Below are 26,355 nucleotides of genomic sequence, written 5' to 3'. Positions count from 1 at the left end.
CTCCAAATTATAATCTTCATTCATTATAACACATCTTTTTTATTTTAAAAATAAAAATTCTTGTGCTACAATAACTAGAGAAAGTTTAAGAGGTTTACAATGAGTATCTATAGTAAAATTCTGAAAAAAATGAAAGAATACGATAAAATTATCATCCACCGCCACATGCGCCCCGACCCAGATGCAATTGGCAGTCAAGTCGGCTTACAAAAACTTCTCCAGCTCAACTTTCCTGAAAAATCTATCAAAGTAACAGGTTACGACGAGCCTAGTCTTACTTGGCTAGCAAAGATGGATGAGGTCACAGATGCGGACTATGAGCAGGCCTTAGTAATCGTATGCGATACAGCCAACACTCCCCGCATTGATGATCAGCGCTACAGCATGGGCGACTTTTTGATTAAAATCGACCATCATCCCAACGATGATGCCTACGGAGATTTGCTGCTGGTTGATACAGATGCTAGTAGCACAAGCGAAATTATCGCTCTTCTTGCCTTCGAAAATCACTTAGAAGTAAATGACTATATCGCTAAACTTCTCTATGCTGGCATTGTTGGAGATACAGGGCGCTTCCTCTATCCAGCGACTACTGCACTCACATTTGAAGTTGCTGGAAAACTTCGCCAATACGCTTTTAATTTTTCAGAGCTTTCTCGAAAAATGGACTCCATCACACATCAAGTTGCCAAACTTCAGGGCTATGTCTACGATAATCTGGAAGTGGATGAAAATGGTGCTGCGCGTGTTATCCTATCTCAGCAATTATTGAAAGAAAATCAGCTGACAGATGCTGATACTTCAGCTATTGTAGCTGCACCCGGACGGATCGAAGATGTCCAGATGTGGGCCATCTTTGTCGAACAGCCTGACGGCCATTATCGTGTGCGGATGCGCAGTAAATTTACTCCAATCAATGAAATTGCCAAGCAACATGATGGAGGTGGCCACCCACTTGCCAGCGGTGCCAATGCTTATTCCAAAGATGAAGTGGACTTAATTTATCAAAAATTAAAAGAAAGAGCAAAAAAGTAAGAAAATCATCCAAAAGACTTGTCAAATCATTTAGAATTTGATAAACTATCAAAGTAACTAATCTATGGCTCGCAAAGAGTCCATGGCAGAAAGGATTTTTTTAAAATGAGAAAAGACATTCACCCAGAATACCGTCAAGTTGTATTTATGGACACTACTACTGGCTACAAGTTCCTTAGCGGTTCAACTAAACGTTCAAACGAAACTGTTGAATTCGAAGGCGAAACTTACCCATTGATCCGTGTCGAAATTTCATCAGACTCACACCCATTCTACACTGGACGTCAAAAGTTCACTCAAGCAGATGGACGTGTGGATCGTTTCAACAAGAAATACGGTCTCAAATAAGAACCGTATTGACATTAAAAAGAATGTTGATACAAAGCCATTTCCGAGAAATCGGATTTGGTTTTTTTATTTTTCCAATAGAAAATCCTTTGGAAGCTGGAATGAGGCAGCATGACTACTGTCACTCATTCCTTCATCTCAAAGGACTGGTTTCAATTATTGATCTTCTTTCAATTTTTCTCGCTCAAGGCGAAGTTTGCGATTTGGATTCAGCCGGTTGAATAGTTCTTCCAGCTTTTTTGCATTCCAAACATCTGCTGCTGAGACAAAGTTGCCATTTTCATCTCGAAAAGATATCGGTTTATCACCCATTACATATCTCCTTAGTCAACAAATTCAAACTCAAACTTACCGATGCGAACCAGATCTCCGTCCTTGGCACCACGCGCACGAAGTGCTTCGTCAACGCCCATACCGCGCAACTGACGGGAGAATTTCATGATGGACTCATCGCGGTCAAAGTTGGTCATTGTAAAGAGTTTTTCTAGTTTATCACCTGAAAGTACCCATGTAGCATCATCATCACGGGAGATTTCGAAGGCTGGTGCTTCTTCATCAAAGCCATAATAAGCCTCGTCTTCCATATCGGATTCTTCATAAAGCAGAAACTCAGGTGTCTTATCCAGCAGCTCAGCCGTCGCATCCAAGAGCGTGGCAAGTCCCTGCTTGGTCAGACTAGAAATAGGGAAAATCTGTGGTAACTCTTCAAATTCATCATAGTTGGCAGCTAGTTTTTTCTTGAATTCTTTCAAGTTTTCTGCGCTATCAGGCATATCCATCTTGTTGGCTACAATGATCTGCGGCCGTTCCATCAAGCGCAAATTATAGGATTCCAATTCCTTATTGATCGCAAGGTAATCCTCATAAGGATCGCGTCCCTCACTAGCAGACATATCAATAACATGCAAAATGACCCGTGTCCGCTCAATATGTCGAAGAAACTGGGTACCTAGGCCCACTCCCTGACTGGCTCCTTCGATCAAACCTGGTAGATCGGCTACAGCAAAAGATTCTCCAGACTGAGTCCGAACCATGCCCAGATTAGGAACAATCGTAGTAAAGTGATAGGCTCCGATTTTTGGCTTAGCTGATGTAATCACACTCAGAAGGGTTGATTTGCCAACCGAAGGAAAACCAACCAAACCAACATCGGCCAGCACTTTTAGCTCCAGCAGTAATTCTCTTTCCTGACCCGGCTCCCCATTTTCAGAAATCTCAGGAGCAGGATTTTTAGGTGTAGCAAAGCGAATATTGCCACGACCGCCACGACCGCCATGCGCTACGACGAAACGTTGACCGTGTTCAATCAAATCCGTAATGACCTTGCCAGTTTCAGCATCACGCACAGTCGTCCCCTGTGGTACACGGACAATCAAATCCTCCGCTCCTCGACCATGCATTCCCTTAGTCATTCCTTTTTCACCTGATTGAGCCTTGAAATGACGATTGTAACGGAAATCCATCAAGGTGCGCAGACCTTCATCCACGACAAAAATCACATCGCCACCACGGCCGCCATCGCCGCCCCAAGGTCCGCCATTGGGTACATATTTTTCTCGGCGAAAAGCCACCATGCCGTCGCCGCCCTTGCCAGCCTTGACCTGAATCTTGGCTGTATCTAAAAACATACTCATATAAATTCTCGCTTCTTTTTTACTCTAAAAAAACGCCTTGCAGCGTTTAGGATTAGAAGATTACGCCGATAGCTTGTGCAAAAATTGCACCAATCGTTACAAGTAACATGATTACCACGACCAGCATTGTCAATTTTTCAAATCCAGTTTTTTTACGTTGTCCATTATCTCCAAAAGCCACTTTATTACCTCAATTCCTAGATTACTCCCTATATTTTAACACGATTAGCATACTTTTTCAAATATTTACGAGATGAAAAAGAAAAAGAGAGATTTTGCTCTATTAGCCAAAGAATTCTAAAGGATATTTATGAAAATAATTTAAAAAGATTGAAAAACTCACTCCAAATAGGAGGCTTCTCCAATCTTTTGACTTTTATTCGATACCAATTTCAGCACGGACGACATCCGCAATTGTGTCCACATAATAGTCCACTTCTTCGTGAGTTGGCGCTTCAGCCATGACACGCAGAAGCGGTTCTGTCCCACTTGGGCGGACAAGGATACGGCCGTTTCCTGCCATTTCAATTTCCATTTTTTCAATAATGGCTCTGATGGCTGCTACTTCCATTGCCTTATCTTTCATGGCATTTTCGACACGGATATTGACCAATTTTTGTGGGTAAATGGTCACTTCTGCCGCAAGTTCAGACAAGCTCTTGCCAGTTTCTTTCATCACTTTGGTTAATTGTACCGCTGACAATTGACCATCACCAGTGGTATTATAATCCATGATAATAACATGTCCAGATTGCTCGCCACCTAGATTATAACCGTTCTTGCGCATTTCTTCTACCACATAGCGATCACCAACGGCAGTCACTACTTTATTGATGCCTTCGCGCTCTAAGGCTTTATGGAAACCAAGGTTGGACATAACGGTAGTCACAATTGTATTTTGAGCCAATTGGCCTTTTTCAGACAGATGCTTGCCGATGATGTACATAATCTTGTCACCATCTACAATATCGCCATTTTCATCAACGGCAATCAATCGGTCACTGTCGCCATCAAAAGCGAGTCCAATTGCCGCCCCTGATTCACGGACTGTTTCTTGTAAGCCTTCTGGATGAGTAGAGCCTACATTTAAGTTAATGTTGAGGCCATCTGGATTTTCTCCGATAACAGTCAGCTGGGCACCCAAATCAGCAAAAATTTGACGGGCACTAGTTGAAGCAGCGCCATTTGCCGTATCAAGGGCAACATGCATTCCTTCAAGATCTAAACCAGTTGACACGATATATTGTTGGTACTTACGCAGACCTTCTGGATAGTCCACGACTTTTCCTAAGCCCTCTGCACTTGGACGTGGAAGGGTATCTTCTACTGCGTCCAGCAAAGCTTCGATTTCAAGCTCGCGCTCATCATCCAGTTTATAACCATCGCCACCAAAGAATTTGATGCCGTTATCGAGAGCAGGATTGTGGCTAGCTGAAATCATGACACCCGCGCTAGCTTTTTCGGATTTAACCAAGTAAGCAACACCTGGAGTAGCAATCACACCAAGTTTGTAGACGTGAATCCCCACAGAAAGCAGACCTGCAATCAAGGCACTTTCCAGCATTTCTCCCGAAATGCGTGTATCACGGCCAACAAACACTCGAGGAACTTCACTTTCGTGTTGGCTCAGAACATACCCACCAAAACGGCCCAGTTTAAAGGCCAATTCCGGCGTCAATTCCACATTGGCTTCTCCACGAACACCATCGGTTCCAAAATATTTACCCATTTTTAAAATTTTCCTTTCAAATCTTGCATTTATTTACTAGATGAATTCGAACTTGAGCTCGATTTGGAGCTTGACGAATTCGAATGTGTGGTTTTGGTCGTAACTTTCATCGTTGTTTCAAACGGTGTCACAACACTTGGCAAAACATTCCCATTGGCATCCATGGCCTGCAAGGAGGCTACCCCACTATAATTTCCTGAAATAGTGACATTGCTTGGTAAGACTGCTGCGACATGATTAACTTTTTCCAAAGTTTCTTCATCGCTTGTCACTGTAACTTCTTCGTGCTCCAAGCTCACATTTGTGATAGAGATATCTTCTGCAACCTGACTGCCTGTGATGAGATACTTCACTGGCACTTTCTTGCTTGCTTTTTTACCTATCTTGACTGAAATTTTTTGCGGATTAACCGTAGCAGACAGGCCGCTAGGTAGATTTTCGACTTTCAGCTGCACTTCGACTGTTCCTTCTGATGCATTGGATAAATCCGCTACCACATGGAACTTCCGTGTACTTTCCTGCATTTCGCTACTTAAAGCCACTCTATTAGAACCCGTCAAAACAACGCTAGCTTCGGAAGTGAAGCCACTAATGAAGTACCGTTCACTATCATACTTGATATCAATCGGGACATTAGAAATCGTATTGCTGTAAGTTTCCGAGGTCACTTGGCGAATGCTGATACTATTTTGAAAACTACTGGACGTCGCATAAATAAACAAAACCAAAGCAAAAAATATGGAGGAGATAATATAGAGAATTTTTTTACTTTCTTTCATTCTTCCATCCTCCTAGGATACGATTCTTTAGGCTCATTTTCTCATGCTTGTCTGATAAGAGAACTTCCCGCAGTTGTGATTCGAACTCGCTCAAACTCAAGTCATGCTTGAAGACTCCATTATGTGTCGTAGAGATACCGCCTGTCTCCTCAGACACGACAAAAGTAAAGGCATCTGAAACTTCTGAAAGGCCAATCGCAGCCCGGTGACGAGTCCCAAATTCCTTGGAAATACCTGTGCTTTCTGTAAGCGGCAAATAGGCACACGAAGCAGCAATCTTATTATCTTTGATAATAACCGCCCCATCATGCAGAGGCGTATTAGGAATGAAAATATTGATCAACAGTTCCCCAGAGATATCCGCATCCAGTGGGATTCCCGTTGCAATGTATTCCTGCAACGTTCGAGCGCCCTGAATAGCCACCAAGGCACCGATCTTACGCGGACTCATGTAAGCTACTGCCTTAACAAAGGCTTGAATCAATTTCTCCTCGCTGCTGACTGGCGTGGCTGAAAAAATCTCGGTCGCTCTACCCAACTTTTCGAGACCAGTCCGAATCTCAGGCGAGAAAATCACCACCGCCGCAATGACCCCGTAGGTAATAACCTGATTGATCAACCATGAAATGGTCGTCAAACCAATAATATTCGCTAAAAACTGTGCCAAGATGAAGAAGAGCACTCCTCGAACCAGAATCATAATTTTAGTCCCGGCAATTGCTTTAGTAAAATGATATAAAATCCAGGTGACTAAAGCAATATCAATAATGTTGATTAAAATATTCCAAGGATTACTGAATACATTAGCCCAGTATTGGAGATTGGTTAATTGTTGAAAGTTCATTGCATAGTGGCCCTCCCAGTCAAAAACAAACAGTTCTCAACCATTATATCACTTTTAAGGATATTTTTCTGTAACCTTCTTTACTTTTTTATGATAAAATATTTCTTATGAAGATAAATACAGCATTGGGCCTCTTGGCAGGCAAGTCCTCTCACTTTGTTCTCAGCAAAATGGGACGCGGCTCGACTCTGCCAGGGAAAGTTGCCCTCACATTTGACAAAAACATTCTGCAAAACTTGGCCAAGAACTACGAAGTTGTGGTTATTACAGGAACAAACGGAAAAACGCTGACTACAGCTTTGACAGTAGGCATTCTCAAGGAAGCTTTTGGCGAAGTGGTGACCAATCCCAGCGGCGCCAATATGATTACGGGGATTACCACAACCTTCCTAACCGCTAAGAAAGGCAAATCTGGCAAAAATATCGCTGTGCTGGAAATAGATGAAGCCAGCCTGTCTCGGATTTGTGATTACATCAAGCCTAGCCTCTTCGTCTTTACCAATATTTTCCGTGATCAAATGGACCGCTACGGTGAGATCTACACGACCTACCAGATGATTTTGGATGCTGCTGCAAAAGTGCCTGAAGCGACTGTACTGATGAATGGTGACAGCCCGCTCTTTAACTCGGTCAGCCTGAAGAATCCTGTCCGCTACTATGGATTTGACACGGAGAAAAGTCAACCTAAGCTAGCCCACTACAATACAGAGGGCATCCTCTGTCCTAAGTGCGAGCATATCCTCAAGTACGAGCTCAATACTTATGCAAATCTAGGAGCTTATATCTGTGAAGACTGCGGCTTCAAGCGTCCTAAGCTAGACTATAGCCTGACCACTCTCAAGACACTTGAGCACAATCGCTCTGCCTTTACCATTGATGGGCAAGACTATCAGATCAATATCGGCGGTCTCTACAATATCTACAATGCCTTGGCCGCTGTGTCAGTTGCTCAGTTCTTCGGAGTTGAGCCGGCTACCATCAAGGCTGGCTTTGACAAGAGCCGGGCTGTCTTTGGTCGTCAAGAAACTTTCAAAATCGGCGATAAGGAATGTACCTTGGTCTTGATCAAAAATCCGGTCGGAGCTACCCAAGCCTTGGAAATGATTGAGCTGGCACCTTTTGATTTTAGCCTATCTGTCCTGCTCAATGCCAACTATGCGGACGGTATTGATACTAGCTGGATCTGGGATGCTAATTTTGAGAAAATTCTAGAGATGAATATTCCTCAGGTCATTGCAGGTGGTGTGCGCCACTCAGAGATTGCTCGTCGACTGCGGGTAACGGGTTATCCAGCAGATCAGATTACCGAAGTCAAAGATTTGGAAGCAGTCTTTAAGTTGATTGAAGAACAAGAAACCAAGCACGCCTATATCCTAGCTACTTATACCGCTATGCTGGAATTCCGCGAGTTGCTGGCAGAACGACAAGTCATCAGAAAGGAGATGAACTAATGGTTTATAGATCCCTCGTTTCTCCTGAAAACCAGGATTATCACTATGACTTAAAAATTGCTCATCTCTACGGCGACCTTATGAATACCTATGGCGACAACGGCAATGTCCTCATGCTCAAGTATGTGGCCGAAAAGCTAGGCGCTAGGGTTGAGGTCGATATTGTCTCCCTAGAGGATGACTTTGATAAGGATAACTATGACATCGTCTTCTTTGGCGGAGGTCAAGACTATGAGCAAACGATTGTGGCTCGTGACTTGCCAGCTAAAAAGGAAGCTTTGGAAAATTTTATCAATGAAAACGGCGTTGTACTAGCTATTTGCGGTGGCTTCCAACTCTTAGGCCAATACTATATCGAAGCTTCTGGTCGACGAATCGAAGGTCTGGGTATCATGGGACACTACACTCTCAACCAAGTCAAGAATCGCTATATTGGTGACATTAAGATTCATAACGAAGAATTCAATGAGACCTACTACGGCTTTGAAAATCACCAAGGACGGACTTTCCTCTCCGACGACGAAAAACCTCTGGGCAAAGTCGTCTATGGAAATGGCAACAACCAAGAGGATGGTTGCGAAGGTGTTCATTATAAGAATGTCTTTGGCTCCTACTTCCATGGCCCCATCTTGTCCCGTAATGCGAACTTGGCCTACCGTCTAGTAACCACTGCTCTGAAAAATAAGTATGGCTCTGCCATTGAACTGGCGGCTTATGAGGATATCCTAGCCCAAGAAACTCAAGAAGAATATGGCGATATCAAGAGCAAGGCTGAATTTGAATAATTGGGAGATCGTTATGAAAGAAAAATTACACTATATCCTTCTATTGATTACCATCCTATTGGTTGCTAGCATTTCCTTAGCAAATATGCAGAGCGTCAATGTTAGCTTTATCCTCTTCAGCTTTAAACTTCCCTTAATCATTTTGATTTTGGTCTCTGTCCTCCTGGGCTCGGTCACGACCTTTCTCATCAGCATGTCAAAAAATTTCTCGCTGAAAAAAGAGCTTAAAAAAACCAAAGAAATTCTTAAAACATCTCAAAAAGAAAACTAGGCTGGAAATTCCAACCTAGTTTTTTTGCTACTTTGTTTCAACAAAACCAAATTTATTTAAGGGAGAAATACGGAATTCTACAATTCCCTTAATCTGCTCCTTTTTGATCAGACCAAATTCTCGACTGTCTTTGGTATTTTCCCGTCGATCATTCAAGATGAGAAAAGAATTTTTAGGGATGGTATCAGAAGTCGCTCCTTTTAAGTCAACAACAGAAAAATCGTGGGTATAATAGCCCGTGCTGGTAGCCGAAGCCAGATATTTCTCTCGCATCTTTTCGATATATTGCTCTGATTGCACCTGATTGTTCAAATACAGCAAGTTATCCATATAGGTCACCTTGTCATTTTCCTTAGCAATGACACGGCCGACATACTCTTTTCCATCGACCTCATAGAGGGCAAATTCCCCACGAGCAAGCTTGGCTGTCTTATCCGCCAAGACCAAATCATTTTCCGCCAAGAAAGAATTGGCATCTTGCTTGGTGATACGATAAGGTGTATAGACAAACAAGCGTAGCCCCACCAGAATGGCAATAAATACCGTCACAATGATAATATTTCTCAGTAAATCTCTCTTTAACATCTCTCTCCCCTGTCCTTTTATTCTATTATATCATTTTTCATGGGATTAGACAAAACACTGAGATGAGAGAGGGTTACGTTTAACAAAATTGTAAAAAATGAAAAGGCAAAGCCTATTGAGGAGCTCTCTCAATCGAATTTGCCTTTTTTATTTTAATCTTCTTTAGCCACGCGTGATTTGTTGGCAATATCAGCAAGGATAGCTTGAACAAATTCATCAACTGAAACAGTTTGTGTTTCTTTTTGTCCATAGCGACGAACGTTGACTGTTCCGTCTTCCATTTCCTTGTCTCCAACGATCAATTGGTAAGGAATTTTGCTAGTTTGTGAAGCGCGGATCTTGAACTGCATTTTTTCATTGCGCTCATCTACGTCTGCACGGACACCACGGTCACGGAGTTTCTTAGCCACTTCCCAAGCGTAGTCCACGTGTTTTTCGTTAGATACTGGGATGAGGGTTACTTGGTGCGGTGCCAGCCATGTTGGGAAGGCACCCTTGTAGTTTTCAATCAAGATAGCTGTGAAGCGTTCCATGGTTGAGATAACACCACGGTGAATCATAACTGGACGGTGCTCTTCGCCATCAGCTCCGATGTATTTGAGGTCGAAGCGTTCTGGAAGCAAGAAGTCAAGCTGGATAGTTGAAAGTGTTTCTTCTTTACCAAGGGCAGTTTTAACCTGAATATCCAATTTTGGACCGTAGAAGGCTGCTTCACCTTCGGATTCAAAGTAGTCCACACCCATTTCATCAAGGGCAGCACGAAGCATGGTTTGGGCATTTTCCCACATCTCATCGTTATCAAAGTACTTGTGAGTATCTTGAGGGTCGCGAAGAGAGAGACGGAAGCGGTATTCAGTCAAGTTGAAGTCTTCATAAACATCGATAATCAACTGCAGAGCACGCTGGAATTCTTCTTGGATTTGTTCTGGGGTAACGAAGAGGTGACCGTCGTTGAGAGACATTTCACGTACACGCTGAAGACCTGTGAGGGCACCAGATTTTTCATAGCGGTGCATCATTCCGATCTCAGCAATACGGATTGGCAATTCACGGTAAGAGTGAACATGGTGTTTGAAGACTTGAATGTGGTGTGGGCAGTTCATTGGACGAAGGACAAATTCTTCCCCGTCACCCATGTCCATGGTTGGGAACATATCTTCACGGTAGTGATCCCAGTGACCAGAAGTCTTGTAAAGTTCCACAGAGGCAAGTGGTGGAGTGTAAACGTGTTGGTAGCCTGCAGCTATTTCCTTATCGACAATATAGCGTTCCAATTCACGACGGATTGTCGCACCATTTGGCAACCAGAATGGCAAACCTTGTCCAACTTCTTGAGAAATCATGAAGAGGTCAAGCTCTTTACCAAGTTTACGGTGGTCACGTTCTTTGGCCTCTTCACGCATTTGAAGATAGTTCTTCAAATCTTTCTTGTCAAACCAAGCTGTACCATAGATCCGTTGCATCATGGCGTTATCGCTATTCCCACGCCAATAGGCACCAGCTACATGGAGAAGGTGGAAGATTTGGATACGGCCTGTTGATGGAACGTGAGGTCCACGGCAAAGGTCCACGTATTCACCCTGACGGTAGATGGTCAAACCACCCTCATCTTCTGAGTGTTCCTCGATCAATTCTAACTTGTAAGGGTCGTTTTTGAAGATTTCACGGGCCTCGTCTTTAGTAACTTCCTCACGAATAGATGGGAAGTTTTCTTTGACGATTTTTTGCATTTCTTCTTCGATACGAGGCAGGTCTTCGTTAGAGATTTGACCAGCTGTGTTGTCCGTATCGTAGTAGAAGCCATCTTCAATCGCTGGACCAACACCCAAGTGAATATCTGGAAAGAGGCGACGAGCTGCTTGGGCGAACAAGTGAGCCGCTGAGTGGCGCAAGATTGGAAGGGCATCTTCGTGATCAGGTGTCACGATTTCGATGCTTCCATCTTCAGTGATAGCGCGAGTCGTGTCGATGAGTTTGCCGTTAAATTTACCAGCCAAGGCTTTTTTTGCTAGGGAATTGCTGATACTTTGTGCAACTTCAAAAGTAGTCACGCCAGATTCGAATTCACGAACAGCACCATCTGGGAAAGTAATCTTAATCATGGTTTTCTCCTTAAAATTTTATCATATTTTATAACTGAAGGTTGAAGAACTGGGAAACTAGCTATCAACAAAGAATGATAACAATCGATTTGCTCAATCAATTCATTTTAGCTTTTTCATTCTGAAAATAAAGAAAAGTGTAGAAATACATAGATAGCATACCAAGGAAAGAATGAGAGAAAGATATTCCTCCTGAGTCATTTCACCTCTCATGTATATTCTTATAGGATAGCTTTTTGTCGCATTGACCAAATAGATAACAGCTGTCCAACTTAAAAGATACCCTGTTATAATAAGTTTCTTGTTGTTGAAAAACATTAAGATACCAAGAAAGGGGGCAAGAAAGGGCAAGAGAGGAATGAGTAGAAAAAATGAAAAGACGACAATATTTTCCGTTCCCCATAGACTGAGCGTATTCATTAGCCAGACATAGACAAATAGGAAGCTACAAGTCATCATCCAAGATAATATTTTCTTCAAATCTATCACCTCATTCAATACTTGGCTAAATTCATTTTAACTTTGTCGTAACTATTCTCCATACAAAAAACGACATCCTCAAAAGGACGTCGCAACGTGGTTCCACCTACATTTATGTTCCTCAAAAAAGAGGAACACCTCTGATTGGCTCTAACGTAGCCACCGTTTTATGTTTTCATAAAAGCCAGTAGAGTAGTCCCAACTGCATCCTCTGCGCGATTTCCAGCTCCACGCGCTCTCTAAAAGATTTCCTGCAGGTGATATGTCTCTAAAAATTATTATAGCACGATTGAAAAAATTTGCAAGAACTTTTATTGGTTTTCAGCTCTGCTATTTTTCCTACTAAATAGATAAATCAAGTGTCCCAAGCCATTTCCAGCTAGTGAGAAAAGGAAATAAGCGGCATGATAAAGAGGAATCCATTCCCCACAGGTGAAAATAGTCAGGAAAAATAAGAGGGCAACCAAGAAAGAAAAGCGCAAAGAAAAGCCATGAAAAGCTGCATAGAGCAGGGACACCAAGAAGGTTGCCAGAGGGGAGTAGATGAGAACATTTCCAACTACCAGCCCCTTACTTAAGATGGCATCCATAGGCAAATATCGTAACAGTATATAAAAGACAAAATAGAAAAAGAAAAGGGGGAGCAAAAAGAAAATTTCTTTTTTATGAACTTTCATAAGAGCACCTCCATTCATTAGGTCTTATAAGGAAGTTTATTCCCAATATTTCCGAATATTCTTAATCTGCTTCTTAGATGCTTTCATGATTCGTGTAGAACCACTTACTGGCAGAGAAATAATCTTACCTGGCAAATAGACAATGGTCTTGGCTAAGCGTTTGGCCATCGTTTCTTCAGGATTGAGATCATTATGAAAATCCTTGCTAATGGTCAAATCTAGGTAAAATTCATAGACACGACGACCAAAATTCTCGGCGGAAATCTCGTATAATTTATCAGCTAACTTTTTCTCGTCCATATCTGGCGTTGCCAAAATGGCCTCCAAAATAGCTCCTGCCAAATCTCGACTTTCATAATACAGTGTACCAAAAGTTTTATCGCTGATGACATTGTCCAGATAAGGATTGCCATGGGCGATGATGGGCGTACCGCTGGCTAAGCTTTCCAGATAAGTCAGCCCCTGAGTCTCACTGGTTGAAGCCGAAATAAAGAAATCTGCCGCCTTATAGTAGAGTGCCGTATCGCTCGGTGCAATCATTCCTGTGAAAATGACAGCATCCTCAATATGAAGCTGGGCTACCAAGGCTTTCAAGTCCTCAGCATAAGGCCCATCTCCAACAATGACCAACTTCACCTTGGCATTTTCTTCCAAAACCATTGGCAGTGCTTCAACAATCGCCTGGATATTCTTCTCATAGGAAATTCTTGATAAACTGAGCAACATGATTTCGTCTTCTGCTATGCCCAGTTTAAAGCGCAGTTTCTTAATGTCTTCCTGTGAAAGTTCTGGGCGGTCAAACTTGGCCAAATCGATTCCTGTTGGAATGACCCGTTTTTCCGCCTTGATTTTGTAACCTACCAAAAGATCATAAACAATCTCAGAAGGACAAATGACACCATCCAAATCGCTCATAAAGCCACGCACGATGTACTTGACCATACTTGGACGAATCACCATTCCCTTGGCAAGATAGTGCACATAGTCCTCATACTGGGTATGGTAGGTATGAACCACTGGAATCCGTAGTTCCTTGGCAATCCAGATGCCCAAGAGCCCCAGCGAAAACTCTGTCTGGGTATGGATGATATCGAGCTGGTACTGGCGGGCAATTTCTAAGGCATTGGAAAAACCACGATAAGCTACGCGCCGATCCTTAAAAGCGAAGAAAGGCACGCTGGGAATACGGATAATCTGCCAATCCTCATAGCGGTTGACATCCTTATCCGTCGTAGTAAAAATAAAGACTTTGTGACCTAGTTTCTCTAGCTCAGTCTTGAGGGTGCGAATGCTCGTCGCCACCCCGGAAACCTGAGGAAAATAGGTATCTGTAAAAAGACCAATCCGCATATCACATCTCCAAAACTGTTTGGTAAGCCTTGACTAACTGAAGTGCGACGTCATCGATAGAGCGGCTCTCCGCAACACGATAACCTGCCTCACGTTTATCCACTTTTCCGTCAAGAACCTTACGAAGCGATTCGACAAACTCATCTACATTATGACAAAGCTCCGCCGACTCTTCATCAATCCAGCCATTATAAACAGGAATATCACGCAGGACCACGTGTTGTCCGCTGGCTAACGCTTCTAGGACCACAATCCCTTCTGTCTCTTCATAAGACGGGAAAAAGAAGGCGTCACTACCTGACATGGCTCCTTGGAAGACTGCACCTTTGAAATAACCTGGAAATTCCACGTTTTCTGGATGATTATAGAGGACAAGATCTCGAATCTTACGTGGAATAAGCCAAAGATTGATAGAACCCAGCCAGATAAAGCGGACATCTGGCATTCTGCGAGCTACTTCGACAAAGTCTTCGATTCCTTTTCGTCTGAAATAAAGACCGGCACAGATTACGACTTTCTGCCCATCTGCAATCTGAAAATGTTTTTTAAAGACTTCTTCCTTGCGTTCATCTTTCTTGTATTTCGACAGGTCAATGCCGTTTGAGACAGCCATGATGGGGGTCGTCACACCGTAGGATTCAATCAATTTTTTCGAATACTCAGACGGAGTAATGATAAAGTCCGCCATCTTATACATGTGCGCTAGATATTTGCCAAACAAGGGCGCAAAAAGATTAGAACCAATAAAAGAATTTTCGAAGTCTTCTTTGGTCGAATGTCCGTGCATGATCACTTTTTTGCCTCCCCGCTTAGCCGCGTGAAGAAGAAGCAAGCTACGAGGTCCGTAAGTGTTGATGTGCACGACATCATAATCTCCTAAAACATCTGTTGTATAAGGAATTCCTGCCAGATCCAGTGCATGCATTTGATGCTGCAGGGCACGGCCGATGCCTGATTTTTCTAAAACAGACTTTCCTTCTAGATATAGTAATACTTTCATATCTTCTATTATACCCAAAAGAAGCAAAAAAAGAAACGCCAAGGGAAGATTGGCAGTTAAATAATGCACTCAACCTTCCCACAAGCATTTTCCTTAGTAATATCCATTCTCGCTGGGATTTATTCAGTTCACAAGCAGACTAGTCCACCTTGACTACCTGCAGTTCAGTACCTCCCAGTAGAATCAGATATTTGTCTACTTGGCTAAGACCATAGGAACGGCTGAGTGCTTCAGCATAGAGATCCAGCTGAGCTCGGTAGCGATCCACCAACTCTGTCGGCTCATGATAGCGATCAGTCTTATAGTCAAAGAGGACAATACGATCATCAAAGAGCAAGTAGCCGTCTAAGATTCCCCGAACAACAAAGTCTTGACCACTGGCCCGATCCTGCTTGAGCATGGCAAAAGGGGCTTCCCGATGGAGATGATTGGCCTCCTGCTGGATTAGCTGACCTAGTTCTGTAGTGAAAAATGCTTCAATCTTAGCTAAATCAATCCCTTTCTTGACTGACGCATCTGCCTGAACCTGAGTCAAGGCTTGACGAATGCTAGTTTTAGTAATAGGACGATCCAGCGGAATCCTTTGCATGAGTTCATGGACAGCAGAACCGATTTGAGCTCCTGTGATTTGCTTCTTCTTGCCAAAATCAGGCAGATCAAAAGTCAGCTGGGGCTGATAACTTCGAGGCGCATCCATAATGTCCAGCCCTTCTGAGTCCATAACTGGTTCATAGAACTTCTTGATTTGGCTGGGCGTGCGGACACTAGGTAATTCAATAGCTGCTTGATAAAGACTGTTGAGCCGGTCTACATTCTCCAAGATATCCAGAGCTCGGCGGATATCTTCTGACTGACGGTTGCCCGTCAAATCATCTACTGGAATAGGATCAGCCTGCTCCACTACTCCAATCTGCTCGTCTGTCAGCTCTTGATCGGTCACAAAACGGGTCTGATAAGCCAGATTTTCCTCCTCAAACACAGACTGGATGGCATAGAGCCAATCCTGAAAATTGGTCAGCTGGCTTCGAAGACTGCTGGATAAGCGGCCATTTTGGCTAGTCCCCCACTTGCGCTCTTGGAGCTTGACTTGATTGCCCTTGCCGACCAAATAAAGCTTGGTCTCAGCCCGCGTCATGGCCACATAGAGTAGACGCATCTGCTCAGACAGGCTAGCCAGCTTGAGTTCTTCGGCATTCTGCTGATAGGGTAGGGTCTCCATGGAAATGCGGATCTGCTTGGGCGCATGAGGAGCCTGAGCCTCAACATCCACATCAGCCACATATTTGATTCCGATGCCTTTTTGTCGGCTGAGGATAATAGCAGAGCTGCTATCCTGACGATTGAAGGCCTTGTCCATATTTAGCAGAAAGACATACTTAAACTCTAAACCCTTACTCTTATGGATGGTCATTAGCTGGACAGCATTTTTCGGAGCAGCTAGAGGGACACTGGCTAAATCGTGCTCATTTTTCAAAATTCGGTCAATCATGCTGATAAACCGGGACAGTCCCTTGAAACTTGACTTTTCATAATCGTTGGCCCGCAAGGACAGGGCATAGAGATTAGCCTGACGCTGTTCGCCGTTTGGAAAAGCCCCTACCATATCATAGTAAAAACGATCCTGATAAATCTTCCAGATTAAATCATAGAGAGAATGGGTCTTGGAATAGCTGCGCCAGTCATTCAGCGTTGTCTGGAAATGCTGCAGTTTCTTGCGCAATTCACCATGGATGAGCTGAGGTTCCAGACCTTGATCAGCCAGAGCATTCCTCAGCTTTTCGTAGAGATTTTCCATAGACTTGGTACTGGAGGCTTGCAAGGCTAGCCGAGCCAATTCATCCTCATTAAAGTCAAACATCGGCGACTTGAGAAGGGCAGTCAGAGCAAAGTCATTGAGAGGATTGTTAATGGTTCGCAAGGTATCCAGCATCACCATTACCTCTACCGACTGGAGATAATTGGTCTCGCCATCATCAGGCACAATCGGGATATGATGTCGGTCAAACTCTGCCAAAATCAGATCATTGCGGGTCCGCGAAGCTGTCAGCAAGGTCATGTCCTTGAAATCCACTCCTTCTTGATTATGAAGGCGGATGATTTCCTTGATTACTAAGGCTACCTCACCCGCTGAAATGCTGGGCAAACCTTGGTCAGAATCCTCTTCTTCGCTATCAGCGCTACCGTCATAAAGCAGAAATTCTGCCTGATTGGCTGGGTTAGGCTCCCGTTTGGCTGGATTTCCCGCCACCAAGTAGTGGGTCTCATTGTAGTCAATCTCGCCGACTTCCTCGTCCATGAGTCGTTTAAAAACATCATTGGTCGCTTCCAGCACCTCGATGTGACTGCGGAAATTTTCCTTGAGGATAATCAACTTGCCCTGACTAGGATCGGCCTGATAGAGTTTAAATTTATCATTAAAAATCTGCGGATCGGCCTGACGGAATCGATAGATGGACTGCTTTATGTCGCCGACCATAAAGCGATTATTTCCTCGAGCCAGCAATTCCAGCATTCGCTCCTGAGTATGGTTGGTGTCTTGGTACTCATCGACCATGATCTCATGGTACTTATCCTGATAAAAACGCCGCACTTCTGGATAATTTTCTAAAATTTCAATAGCAAAATGACTGATATCACCAAATTCAAAGGCATTTTCCGCTACTTTGCGCTCCAGATAAGCGTATGAAAAATCTCGGACAAAATCGCGTAACAAATCCAGTAGGGGAAGAGCTTCCGCCTGATGCTGCTCCATAAAGTTCAGATGATAGAGGCGGACATCCAGCTCTTTAATTCGCTCTATCAAGGGCTTGCGGGCTTCATTATAGGTCTGAGCCAGCTCTTTTTTTAGTTCGTCCGCATTCTTACCGACTCGGGCAGTAAAAGCCTGATGGTTAGAGGTCTTAGCCAATTCTAAAAAGCGCTGAATTAGGTCTAGCAACTGCTCAGATCCAGTCTGCTCTGTCAGCTCAGCCAAGATATCTAAGGCCGCCTGAACATTTTCCTGATATTTAGCGCCAGCAAAGGCTTGGCCTTCATGAGCTAGATGGCTCTGGAAAAAATCTTCCAAATCCAGCAAAGACTGCCTAGCTCCAGATAGTATTCGCTCCCGCTCTGCTCCAAAATCACTGGTTTCATAACCTAGAAGAAAGGTTTCCTCCAACCATTTCCGCGGATTGCTGGTAGACTGGAGAAAACTATAAATACTATAAATCTGCTGGCGGAAACCAGCAATGTCCTTGCGCTTGCCAGTGAAATTTTTGACCAAGCGACTGAATAATTCCTGTCGATCACTCTCATAGTAGGTATCGAAAAGCTGGTCAAAGACTTCATTTTGCAGAATGAGCTGCTCACTAGCCGACTGTAAAATCCGAAAATGCGGTGCCAGCCCCAGCAAATAGCCGTACTTATTGACCACTTTCTGGGTAAAGGCATCCATGGTGCCAATATCCGCATTGGCAATCTCAGCCAACTGCTGAGCCAGATGCTGGCGGAGTTCCTGATCTGAAGTCTCCTTGAGTACCAGACTCAGCTCCTTCTCCAGCCGTTCCTTGAGCTCACCTGCCGCCTTGACAGTAAAGGTGGAGATGAAGAGTTGGATGACCTCCACACCCCTGAGAATCTGGTCAATAATCCGCTGAACCATAACATAGGTCTTACCAGATCCAGCCGAAGCTGAGACGAGAATATTCTGACCAGAGGAGTAGATGGCCTGGATCTGCTCTGGTGTGCGCTTTTGTGGCTTGTCAGAAGCAGCTTCCTCAGCCTGCTTGACTAGGATATCCTGCTCGTTTAAAAAGGGGATCCGTCTCATTTGTCCAACTCCTCCTTGATTTTTTCTAGCCAGGCTTGACGCAGCTTCTCGCCTGTCGGCCGTTTATCGTACTGCTCAAGATTTAACTTGGTCAGCTGTCTAGCCTGCCCCAGATGGAGATTAGCCTCAAAGCCTGTAATAGCCTTAAACTGGTCCACGTAAGGGGCAATACTGCGGCCATTTTCTGTATAAGGATTGATGGCAAAACGGCCAGCTAAAATGCCTTCTGCGGCTTGCTGATAGAGATAAGCATTATAAGCCAAAATCACTTCCAATTCTTCCTTAGTCAGCAGATTAACCTTGCTTTTCTCATAGTTAGCGCCCAAGTCCTTGGCTCGATCAGCCAGAAAGAGGCCCTTATATACCTGACTTTTCATGACTTGTTTCACAGCCTCGTCCAGTGCCTTGGTCTCCTTGAGGCTGGCTAGGGGCTCCGTCATCTGTAGGTACATGGCTCCGAAAATCCCCTTGTCTTCTTGGTATTCTGGCATTTCTCGGATAGCCGCTAGGTAGGTCGGCAACTGAGAGTTAAGCCCATTAAAGAACTTCTCAAAGCTGAATTTGGTATCGCCAGACTTGTAATCCACAACTCCCAGACTCCCCGTCTCCGTCAGACGATCAATCCGATCCACCTTACCGCTCACTTGAAGAGCTCTGTCATTTTCCAAAATCAAGAAAGGCCGATCATCCCGACCAAAGTCAGTTTCCTCACCGATGATCTCCAGCCCATCCGACTGAGCTAAGATACGGCCAGTAGCTCGAGCTGTGTCCAATAGTAAACGACGAGCAAATTGGGTCTCCCCATTTTCACCATAGACAGTTTCAAACTCAGGCTCCCAGCTAGTCTCCTCCATAGCCCGTTGTAAGCGAGTGTCGAAGTCCTGATCCAAGTGCTCCTTCATAACCTTTTCAAAGATTCGGTGGAGGAAAATCCCGTGACTGCGCGCATCCGGCTGAATCGTCCACTCCTCCTGCAGCCGCAAGACATACTTAAGAAAATAGGCATACTGGTTTTTAAAGTATTCATTGAGGGCAGAAGCCGACAGTTTCAAAGGCTGCTCTGAAGGATAAAGAGCTTGGAGGGTTTCTGACTTGAGAGTCTCCGTCTTCAATTCCTTGCTGATCTGGGGAATGGAAATTCCCTCAGCTGCCAACTTCTTGCGCAAGACTCGAACCGCCACTGCCCAGAAGGTCTGTTCCTCCGGCGTCCATTCACGGTCAATATCTTCTTGATAAAGGTCAATCACGCGCGCCAACAAAGCCCGATAAGTCCCAATATCGTCGCTACTAGCCTGTGGCTGCTTGCTGATGATAGGCAGGGAAATAGGCGCTATTTCCAGCTCCGTCAAATAGGAAGACATGGCATCTTCTACTTCATTGGTCAAGACAGGAGCAGACAGAACCAAATCCTCTGTCGCTGAATTAAGCAAAGATAACGCTGCAAATCGGTTTTTCTTGAGATTTTCGCTGCTGGCTACCTGCAACTCTGACTCGTCCCCAGTTGCTTGATTTAAGGCCTGCCGTTCTTCGTCACTGAGCAGACTTTTATTTTGCGCTAACTTGGGCAAGCGCTCCTGCGTCAGCCCGATAGCATAGACATAAGGCGCAGCCATGGGCTCAATCAAATCATAGGATTGAACGGTCACCACATCCACTGTCGCTGGTACCATTCGATATTTAGCCAAAAGCATGCCAGACAGAATCAGAGCCAGAAAATCATCTATCTTGAGCTTGCTACCATCAAACACCTGACCAAGCTGCTCCAAGACATGGCAGAAGGTCTTCCAGACTTCATCCTGCCGTTCTACTTCCTGCTGGCTTGCTCCTTCCAGCAGCCTCATCAGATTGGCATCCAAGCGAACCTCTTTGATAAAGTTGGTAAATTTAGCCAAGAGACCAGTCGCTGTCTGACTACGAGATTTGAAAAAATCTAACAGAGGCGTGATAAGACTCCGACGCATGACATTGAGCCGCTTCAGGTCAAATTTCTCCTGACGGTTGATGGTGAAATCTCTCCCCAGTTTGGCTGCCCCTTTAATCTCAGCAAATCGAAGGTACTGCTCAAAACTATCCAGCTCCTCCTGACTCAAATCACCATACAGGCCAGTTTTTAAAAGATTGAGTAAATCTTCTGTCTGAAAATTATAGCGTTTCAAGCGCTCCAGTGACTCTAAAAACTGGACCAAAGGATGCTGAGACATGGACTCAGACCGCCCTAAATAAAAGGGAATCTGATATTGGTCAAAAATAGTCTTCAGCTGGAGTTGGTAGGCCTCCACATCACCCAAAAGCAGGCGGATATCCTTGTAGCGGGCACCATCATGAAGCCGCTGGCGGATGGACTTGGCCACATATTCCAGTTCTTCTTTTTGATTGCGTACCGACCAAATCTCTAGGTGAGAGCGATCCTCCGCAGTCAATTCCACATGGGTTTCAGAAAAATCATAGCGACTCTCTAAAATCTTGGAAATCTTGCCAAAGGCATCATCAGATTGATTCGAATCGCCTGCCAGATACTCTGGCTTGACCTGATAGGTTTGAGCCAGCTTGAGCAAAAATTCGACGCTGGCCTGATAAAGATTGCCCTCACAAAAGGCTGTCCGATAGGCTTTTTGACTAGCATAAACGCCAATGACAATCTCCACTCCCTTACGATGCAGCAAATCCACTAGGTATTCCTCCTCTGCCGAAAAGCGGGTAAAGCCGTCAATAACCAGCGCGAGATTAGCCAATTCCCCATCCAAATCTCCAGCTAGAATATGCTGAGCGAAGATTGTGAGCTTAGAAGTCGCATCATAATTTCCCGCCTGAAGAGCATCTGAAAAGGCCGTGAAAATTTTGAGCAAATCCTCACGCTTCTCTGGCTCCTCTAGATGGCACAAATCCGCAAAAGTCATCTGGGCTGTCTGAAGCTCATGATAAAGGTCTATCAGTTGCTGGATAAATTGTGCATCCTTTTTAATCCACCCATAAACCTTTAGTTCTCGATCATCCATTTCCGATAATATTCGGTAAAATAGCATACCTAGGCCAATGTCGTCCAAAGGCTGTCCATCTTGAACATCATTAAGGACAAAATAGCGAGCCATCTGAGCAAAACGTGTCACCGTAATAGCAAAAGAAGCCTGATTTTCCAATGCCTCCAAAACTGCTCGCTCCTTTTCAAAAGAAAGCGAGTTGGGTGCTATATAAAAGACCCGCTTGCCGGACGCTGCTAAGTCCTGAGCTTGCTTAGCCAAATGCGCCGTCAAAGGACTGCGGATGTCCGTATAAAGTAATTTCATACCGTCTCTTTTCAACAACAAAATATAAAAACATTATATCATGTTTGCGAGAAAAAGGCTTTGTCTAAAAGAAAAAGCCCCGCCGAAGCGAGACTTTTCGTGTCTGATTTTATAATTGTTATCTGGGAACGAAATCGAATTAAGCTTCGATTTCAGTAACCATACCTGAACCAACAGTACGTCCACCTTCACGGATAGAGAAAGTAGTACCTTGTTCAACGGCGATTGGGTGGATCAACTCAACGTCGATAGTTACGTTATCACCAGGCATTACCATTTCAGTACCTGCTGGAAGTTCGATTGAACCTGTAACGTCAGTTGTACGGAAGTAGAACTGTGGACGGTAGTTGTTGAAGAATGGAGTATGACGTCCACCTTCTTCTTTAGTAAGGATGTAAACTTCACCCTTGAATTTAGTGTGTGGGTTGATTGAACCTGGTTTAGCAATAACTTGACCACGTTCGATTTCATCACGTTGGATACCACGAAGAAGCACACCTACGTTGTCCCCTGCAAGACCTTCGTCAAGTTGTTTACGGAACATTTCAACACCAGTAACAACTGCTTTTTGGATTTCTTCTTTGATACCAACGATTTCGATTTCGTCGTTAACACGAACAGTACCACGGTCGATACGTCCTGAAGCAACTGTACCACGACCAGTGATTGAGAATACGTCTTCGACTGGAAGAAGAAGAGGTTTGTCAGTATCACGTTCTGGTTCTGGGATGTACTCATCAACAGTGTTCATCAATTCCATGATGATGTCTTCGTACTTAGTATCACCTTCAAGAGCTTTAAGAGCTGAACCTTGGATAACTGGAAGATCGTCACCTGGGAAGTCGTATTCTGACAAGAGGTCACGGATTTCCATTTCAACCAATTCAAGCAATTCTTCGTCATCTACCAAGTCAATTTTGTTCATGAAGACGATAAGGTGTTTAACACCAACCTGACGAGAAAGAAGGATGTGCTCACGAGTTTGTGGCATTGGTCCATCAGTTGAAGCTACTACAAGGATAGCTCCGTCCATTTGAGCGGCACCAGTGATCATGTTTTTAACGTAGTCTGCGTGTCCTGGAGCGTCGATGTGAGCATAGTGACGTTTTTCAGTTTCGTACTCAACGTGCGCAGTGTTGATAGTGATACCGCGTTCGCGTTCTTCTGGAGCAGCATCGATAGACGCATAGTCTTTTGGTTGGTTAACTGATGAAGGCAAGCGACGTGCCAATACAGTTGTGATAGCTGCTGTCAAAGTAGTTTTACCGTGGTCAACGTGTCCGATAGTACCAATGTTAACGTGTGGTTTACTACGATCGTATTTTTCTTTTGCCATTTGAGTAAAAGCCTCCAATAAAATATATTTTATAGATAGACAGTAGGCAATACAGTCTAACTTTCCTTACTATTTTATCAAATTTCACTGAAAATGCAAGCCTTTTACACATTTTTTGTCAATTATTCCTTATCTAGCTTATAGTAAGGCTGATTGGGAACGGAAGCACCAATACTGGAAGCATAAATCCATTCTTTTTCTTCTAATTGAGCGAAATTTTCAGCTTTTCCAGTCAAGATGACGCCAGAGAAAGTTAATTGATCACGATTTTCTTCTTCACGAATATCTAGCTGACCAAATTTCTTGAGATAGGACTCCACATCATTGTACGTGTTGTACCCACTAACACTTGGGAAAAGATTTTTATCTGCCTTTTTCAGATAATCCAAGAAAGTCTGCTGCTCTTTCTTAGCCTCTTTTGCCTTCTTTCTAACATCTGAATCATAAGTAAAGAGAAGACCAGCGTTAGCTCCGTAAGTCGTCTTAGGATCAGTGCGCAATGCCCCAGTATTGTCAACATCTTCTGACTGACTGCCAATCCAGTACCAGTTAATCTTGAGGTTGCTCGGTATCATCTGCTGGATTTCCTTATAGGTATAAGCTTTATCAAAAGTCAAAGCTACTTCCACCAATTGATTCGGCATTTCTTTGACAGAAGCAAGTTCTTGAGGGATTCGCTTTGTATCTATTGTTCCTTTAGCATTAATATTGTAAAAGACCGGATATTTCTGCCGAAGTTCTCGCGTATAGGTTCCTGAGAGAGACAAATAAGTCCCTTCCGCAGTCGGATCCCTAAAAGCACCTATGAGAGAATAGTTTCCCTCATAGGAAGGATAAGTTACCTTCACTCCATCTAAATCCTTGAAACGATCAGAATGTAAGGTTCCTGAAAACAAAGAATTTTGAGTGTAGTAAAGACTGTCATAGTCAACATTAGGGTAGGCGATTTCCGACATAACTTCATACTCTTTCTGCAAATTTCGACCATTACTAGAGGCTAATTCTATCAATCCCTTCCCTAGTAGAAGCAATAAAGCTAAGGAAACAAGGCTACTGATGGCAACTGTCTTCCAAAGTCGTTTTCTCTTACTTTTCTTCGCTAAAATTTCAAATGTTTCCATTTCTATATCCTTTCTTTTCCAATTTATGGCGAAGCTTAACTCGGCTACGCATGAGTTGTACTTTCACTTTACTTACAGAATACGACATAATATGAGCGATTTCCTTTACTGTAAAATTTTGGAAATAATAAAGATCTAGAAGCATTGCTTCCTTAGTTGGAAGCTCTTCTATCGTCGACCTTAACAGCTCATAATGGTCGTTTTCAAATGGTTGAATCACATCTTGTTTGAAAAATTCCTTTTGCAAAATTTCTAGATAATGCTGATCGCGCCTATAGCGATCGATATAGCGGCGGATAGAAACCCGATACATCCAAGCTCGCATCTTCTCTGATGGGATAACCAGATCAGTCTCTAACATTTTGACAAAAACATCCTGCACCACATCCTCTGCCTCTGCCTTAGAAGCTCCTGACTTTTGCAGGTAGAAAACAATCTCTCGAGCAAAGCCAACCAAGATGTTTTCGTATTCATCCAGTTTGATAATCTCACCTCCCCACAACTTCTCCTCAAATCTCTCCTTACTTGCATTCCTTTAAATAGCAGAATAATAGTAAAAAGTCTTTCTAATCCAAAGCTCGCAGCTGCTACTTCTCATTTGAAACTGCTTTTCTCTATTTAATACTTTTTTATTCATCCCCTTTTCTACTAGTATAACGAATCGAAAGTCATTTTGGTTACAAAAATTTCAAACATGACAAAGAAACCCCAGATAGGTTGAAACTATCTAGGGTTGATATCTTATAGATTTTACTGAGAGATTGACTCTGAGTTAGTGATTTGTTCAGAAGCAGTTCCCAGAGCCTGTTCTGCAGTTGCAGCTTGAGACTGATGAGCTTCTACTGAATGAACTGATTCAGCTGATCCTGAAACTGATGCTGAAAATGCTGATTGGGTTGACTCTTGAGTTTGGGCTTGGCTAGCAGCAAACGGTTGAGTTGGCTGGTTCACTTGATTTTGACCAAAAGGTTGCTGAGGCTGACCAAATTCTGGATTCTGAACTGGTGCTTGTTGCTGAGCAAATGGTTGCTCTTGGTTAACAGGCTGACTAAACTGTTGGTTTTGAGCTGGCTGTTGAGCTTGACCAAATTGTTGGTTTTGTGTCGGCTGTTGTTGTCCTTGGAATCCAGGCTGAGCAAACTGTTGGTTTTGAACCGGTTGTTGTGCTTGGCCAAATTGCTGACCTTGGAATCCTTGTTGACCATAAGGAGCCCCATTAACTGACTGAGCTGGTTTGCTAGCTTGGCAAAGGAGGACTATCAAGGCAATACCACATGGCAGAGAAACCAAAGCAGCCAAAATATTCAAAACTGGAATGAGTGAAGCTATTGATGGCCCTACTCCCAGAAAAATAAATGCCCAGTGGAAACCAGCGTCGCGAAGACGACGAACTGTGATAGCAAGATGAGGAACGATCGTTGCAAGTCCATAGATAGCAAGCAAGAACATTATGAACGCAGCAAAACCAGCGCCAGCCATAGCTCCAGAAAAATCTGGTTCATAACCGTACAATCCCGCATAATAAACTTCACTAAAAAGCGGAATGAGAAAACCAAAAAGGGCAATCAACGAAAATGGTAAGGTAATCAAAAAATTACATAGGACAACCCACCAGTAATCCGAACGACTTGAACGACCACTAAAGTCTGCATAACGAGTCCAAAATTTTTTATAAGCAGAAAACATAGAAATCTCCTCTAAATTTTTATTAACAGGATTCATTGTATCATAAT

The 26,355-nt window shown here is 43.6% G+C and carries 23 protein-coding genes; 5 read left to right on the top strand and 18 right to left on the bottom strand.

Going from position 1 to position 26,355, the window contains the following annotated elements; all coding sequences use genetic code 11:
* The first annotated feature begins 99 nt into the window (after positions 1 to 99).
* Entirely contained in the window at positions 100 to 1,035 is a 936-nt protein-coding gene (locus FZ941_RS08620; RefSeq protein ID WP_148887565.1) for a bifunctional oligoribonuclease/PAP phosphatase NrnA, read from the top strand.
* Between the two features lie 105 nt (positions 1,036 to 1,140).
* A complete protein-coding gene (locus FZ941_RS08615) occupies positions 1,141 to 1,383 on the top strand; it encodes a type B 50S ribosomal protein L31 (protein WP_048763695.1) in 243 nt (80 codons plus the stop codon).
* 156 nt (positions 1,384 to 1,539) lie between these two features.
* Here the strand turns inward: FZ941_RS08615 and FZ941_RS08610 are convergent, their stop codons facing one another.
* From FZ941_RS08610 to cdaA, 6 genes are all read right to left on the bottom strand, one after another.
* On the bottom strand, positions 1,540 to 1,695 hold the full coding sequence (locus FZ941_RS08610) for a hypothetical protein (RefSeq protein WP_125387654.1): 156 nt from the start codon (positions 1,693 to 1,695) through the stop codon (positions 1,540 to 1,542).
* Between the two features lie 11 nt (positions 1,696 to 1,706).
* On the bottom strand, positions 1,707 to 3,017 hold the full coding sequence (gene obgE / locus FZ941_RS08605; RefSeq protein WP_125390624.1) for a GTPase ObgE: 1,311 nt from the start codon (positions 3,015 to 3,017) through the stop codon (positions 1,707 to 1,709).
* 52 nt (positions 3,018 to 3,069) lie between these two features.
* On the bottom strand, positions 3,070 to 3,198 hold the full coding sequence (locus FZ941_RS08600; protein ID WP_065426516.1) for a DUF4044 domain-containing protein: 129 nt from the start codon (positions 3,196 to 3,198) through the stop codon (positions 3,070 to 3,072).
* 195 nt (positions 3,199 to 3,393) lie between these two features.
* Positions 3,394 to 4,746 carry a phosphoglucosamine mutase gene (glmM, locus tag FZ941_RS08595; RefSeq protein ID WP_148887564.1) on the bottom strand — a complete coding sequence of 451 codons (1,353 nt, stop codon included), beginning with the start codon at positions 4,744 to 4,746 and terminating at the stop codon, positions 3,394 to 3,396.
* Between the two features lie 29 nt (positions 4,747 to 4,775).
* Positions 4,776 to 5,525, bottom strand: coding sequence for a YbbR-like domain-containing protein (locus tag FZ941_RS08590; protein WP_148887563.1), 750 nt, complete (start codon positions 5,523 to 5,525; stop codon positions 4,776 to 4,778).
* Entirely contained in the window at positions 5,512 to 6,369 is an 858-nt protein-coding gene (cdaA, locus tag FZ941_RS08585) for a diadenylate cyclase CdaA (protein WP_148877496.1), read from the bottom strand. Before cdaA ends, FZ941_RS08590 begins: the two co-directional genes overlap by 14 nt.
* 107 nt (positions 6,370 to 6,476) lie before the next feature.
* Between cdaA and murT the strand changes: the two genes are divergently transcribed.
* The 3 genes from murT to FZ941_RS08570 are packed head-to-tail and all read left to right on the top strand — an operon-like array spanning position 6,477 to position 8,876.
* Positions 6,477 to 7,820 (top strand): lipid II isoglutaminyl synthase subunit MurT, encoded by a 1,344-nt coding sequence (gene murT, locus FZ941_RS08580; protein WP_148887562.1) that lies wholly within the window; start codon positions 6,477 to 6,479, stop codon positions 7,818 to 7,820.
* Complete coding sequence (gatD, locus tag FZ941_RS08575) at positions 7,820 to 8,605, top strand: lipid II isoglutaminyl synthase subunit GatD (RefSeq protein WP_148887561.1); 786 nt, start codon at positions 7,820 to 7,822, stop codon at positions 8,603 to 8,605. The genes murT and gatD overlap by 1 nt, the downstream gene beginning before the upstream one ends.
* Positions 8,606 to 8,618: 13 nt before the next feature.
* Entirely contained in the window at positions 8,619 to 8,876 is a 258-nt protein-coding gene (locus FZ941_RS08570; protein ID WP_148887560.1) for a LapA family protein, read from the top strand.
* A 27-nt stretch (positions 8,877 to 8,903) separates the two neighbouring features.
* On the opposite strand, the gene lepB is transcribed toward FZ941_RS08570, so the two are convergent.
* The 12 genes from lepB to FZ941_RS08505 all read right to left on the bottom strand — a co-directional run bounded on the left by lepB (position 8,904) and on the right by FZ941_RS08505 (position 26,308).
* Positions 8,904 to 9,461, bottom strand: coding sequence for a signal peptidase I (gene lepB, locus FZ941_RS08565; RefSeq protein WP_148887559.1), 558 nt, complete (start codon positions 9,459 to 9,461; stop codon positions 8,904 to 8,906).
* Between the two features lie 152 nt (positions 9,462 to 9,613).
* A complete protein-coding gene (gene thrS, locus FZ941_RS08560) occupies positions 9,614 to 11,563 on the bottom strand; it encodes a threonine--tRNA ligase (RefSeq protein ID WP_148887558.1) in 1,950 nt (649 codons plus the stop codon).
* A 102-nt stretch (positions 11,564 to 11,665) separates the two neighbouring features.
* The gene (locus FZ941_RS10815; RefSeq protein WP_148887597.1) at positions 11,666 to 12,022 is read right to left on the bottom strand and encodes a hypothetical protein; all 357 of its coding nucleotides are present in this window, start codon (positions 12,020 to 12,022) and stop codon (positions 11,666 to 11,668) included.
* Positions 12,023 to 12,354: 332 nt separating this feature from the next.
* Positions 12,355 to 12,720, bottom strand: coding sequence for a hypothetical protein (locus tag FZ941_RS08545; RefSeq protein WP_148887557.1), 366 nt, complete (start codon positions 12,718 to 12,720; stop codon positions 12,355 to 12,357).
* Between the two features lie 36 nt (positions 12,721 to 12,756).
* Positions 12,757 to 14,070, bottom strand: coding sequence for a glycosyltransferase family 4 protein (locus FZ941_RS08540; RefSeq protein ID WP_148887556.1), 1,314 nt, complete (start codon positions 14,068 to 14,070; stop codon positions 12,757 to 12,759).
* 1 nt (position 14,071) lies between these two features.
* Positions 14,072 to 15,070 carry a glycosyltransferase family 4 protein gene (locus FZ941_RS08535; RefSeq protein ID WP_061422587.1) on the bottom strand — a complete coding sequence of 333 codons (999 nt, stop codon included), beginning with the start codon at positions 15,068 to 15,070 and terminating at the stop codon, positions 14,072 to 14,074.
* Positions 15,071 to 15,209: 139 nt separating this feature from the next.
* Complete coding sequence (gene addA, locus FZ941_RS08530) at positions 15,210 to 18,881, bottom strand: helicase-exonuclease AddAB subunit AddA (protein ID WP_148887555.1); 3,672 nt, start codon at positions 18,879 to 18,881, stop codon at positions 15,210 to 15,212.
* Positions 18,878 to 22,165 carry an ATP-dependent nuclease subunit B gene (rexB, locus tag FZ941_RS08525; protein WP_148887554.1) on the bottom strand — a complete coding sequence of 1,096 codons (3,288 nt, stop codon included), beginning with the start codon at positions 22,163 to 22,165 and terminating at the stop codon, positions 18,878 to 18,880. Before rexB ends, addA begins: the two co-directional genes overlap by 4 nt.
* A gap of 139 nt (positions 22,166 to 22,304) precedes the next feature.
* On the bottom strand, positions 22,305 to 23,501 hold the full coding sequence (gene tuf, locus FZ941_RS08520; protein ID WP_005590656.1) for an elongation factor Tu: 1,197 nt from the start codon (positions 23,499 to 23,501) through the stop codon (positions 22,305 to 22,307).
* Between the two features lie 122 nt (positions 23,502 to 23,623).
* Positions 23,624 to 24,622 carry an anti sigma factor C-terminal domain-containing protein gene (locus tag FZ941_RS08515; RefSeq protein ID WP_148887553.1) on the bottom strand — a complete coding sequence of 333 codons (999 nt, stop codon included), beginning with the start codon at positions 24,620 to 24,622 and terminating at the stop codon, positions 23,624 to 23,626.
* Positions 24,609 to 25,079, bottom strand: coding sequence for an RNA polymerase sigma factor (locus FZ941_RS08510; protein ID WP_187418409.1), 471 nt, complete (start codon positions 25,077 to 25,079; stop codon positions 24,609 to 24,611). Before FZ941_RS08510 ends, FZ941_RS08515 begins: the two co-directional genes overlap by 14 nt.
* A 293-nt stretch (positions 25,080 to 25,372) precedes the next feature.
* Positions 25,373 to 26,308 (bottom strand): DUF805 domain-containing protein, encoded by a 936-nt coding sequence (locus tag FZ941_RS08505; protein ID WP_148887551.1) that lies wholly within the window; start codon positions 26,306 to 26,308, stop codon positions 25,373 to 25,375.
* Positions 26,309 to 26,355 lie beyond the last annotated feature (47 nt).

Origin of the sequence: Streptococcus sp. Marseille-P6264, from assembly GCF_902460355.1 — a bacterium.
Taxonomy (GTDB): domain Bacteria; phylum Bacillota; class Bacilli; order Lactobacillales; family Streptococcaceae; genus Streptococcus.
This window is presented reverse-complemented; position numbering and strand designations above follow the sequence as displayed.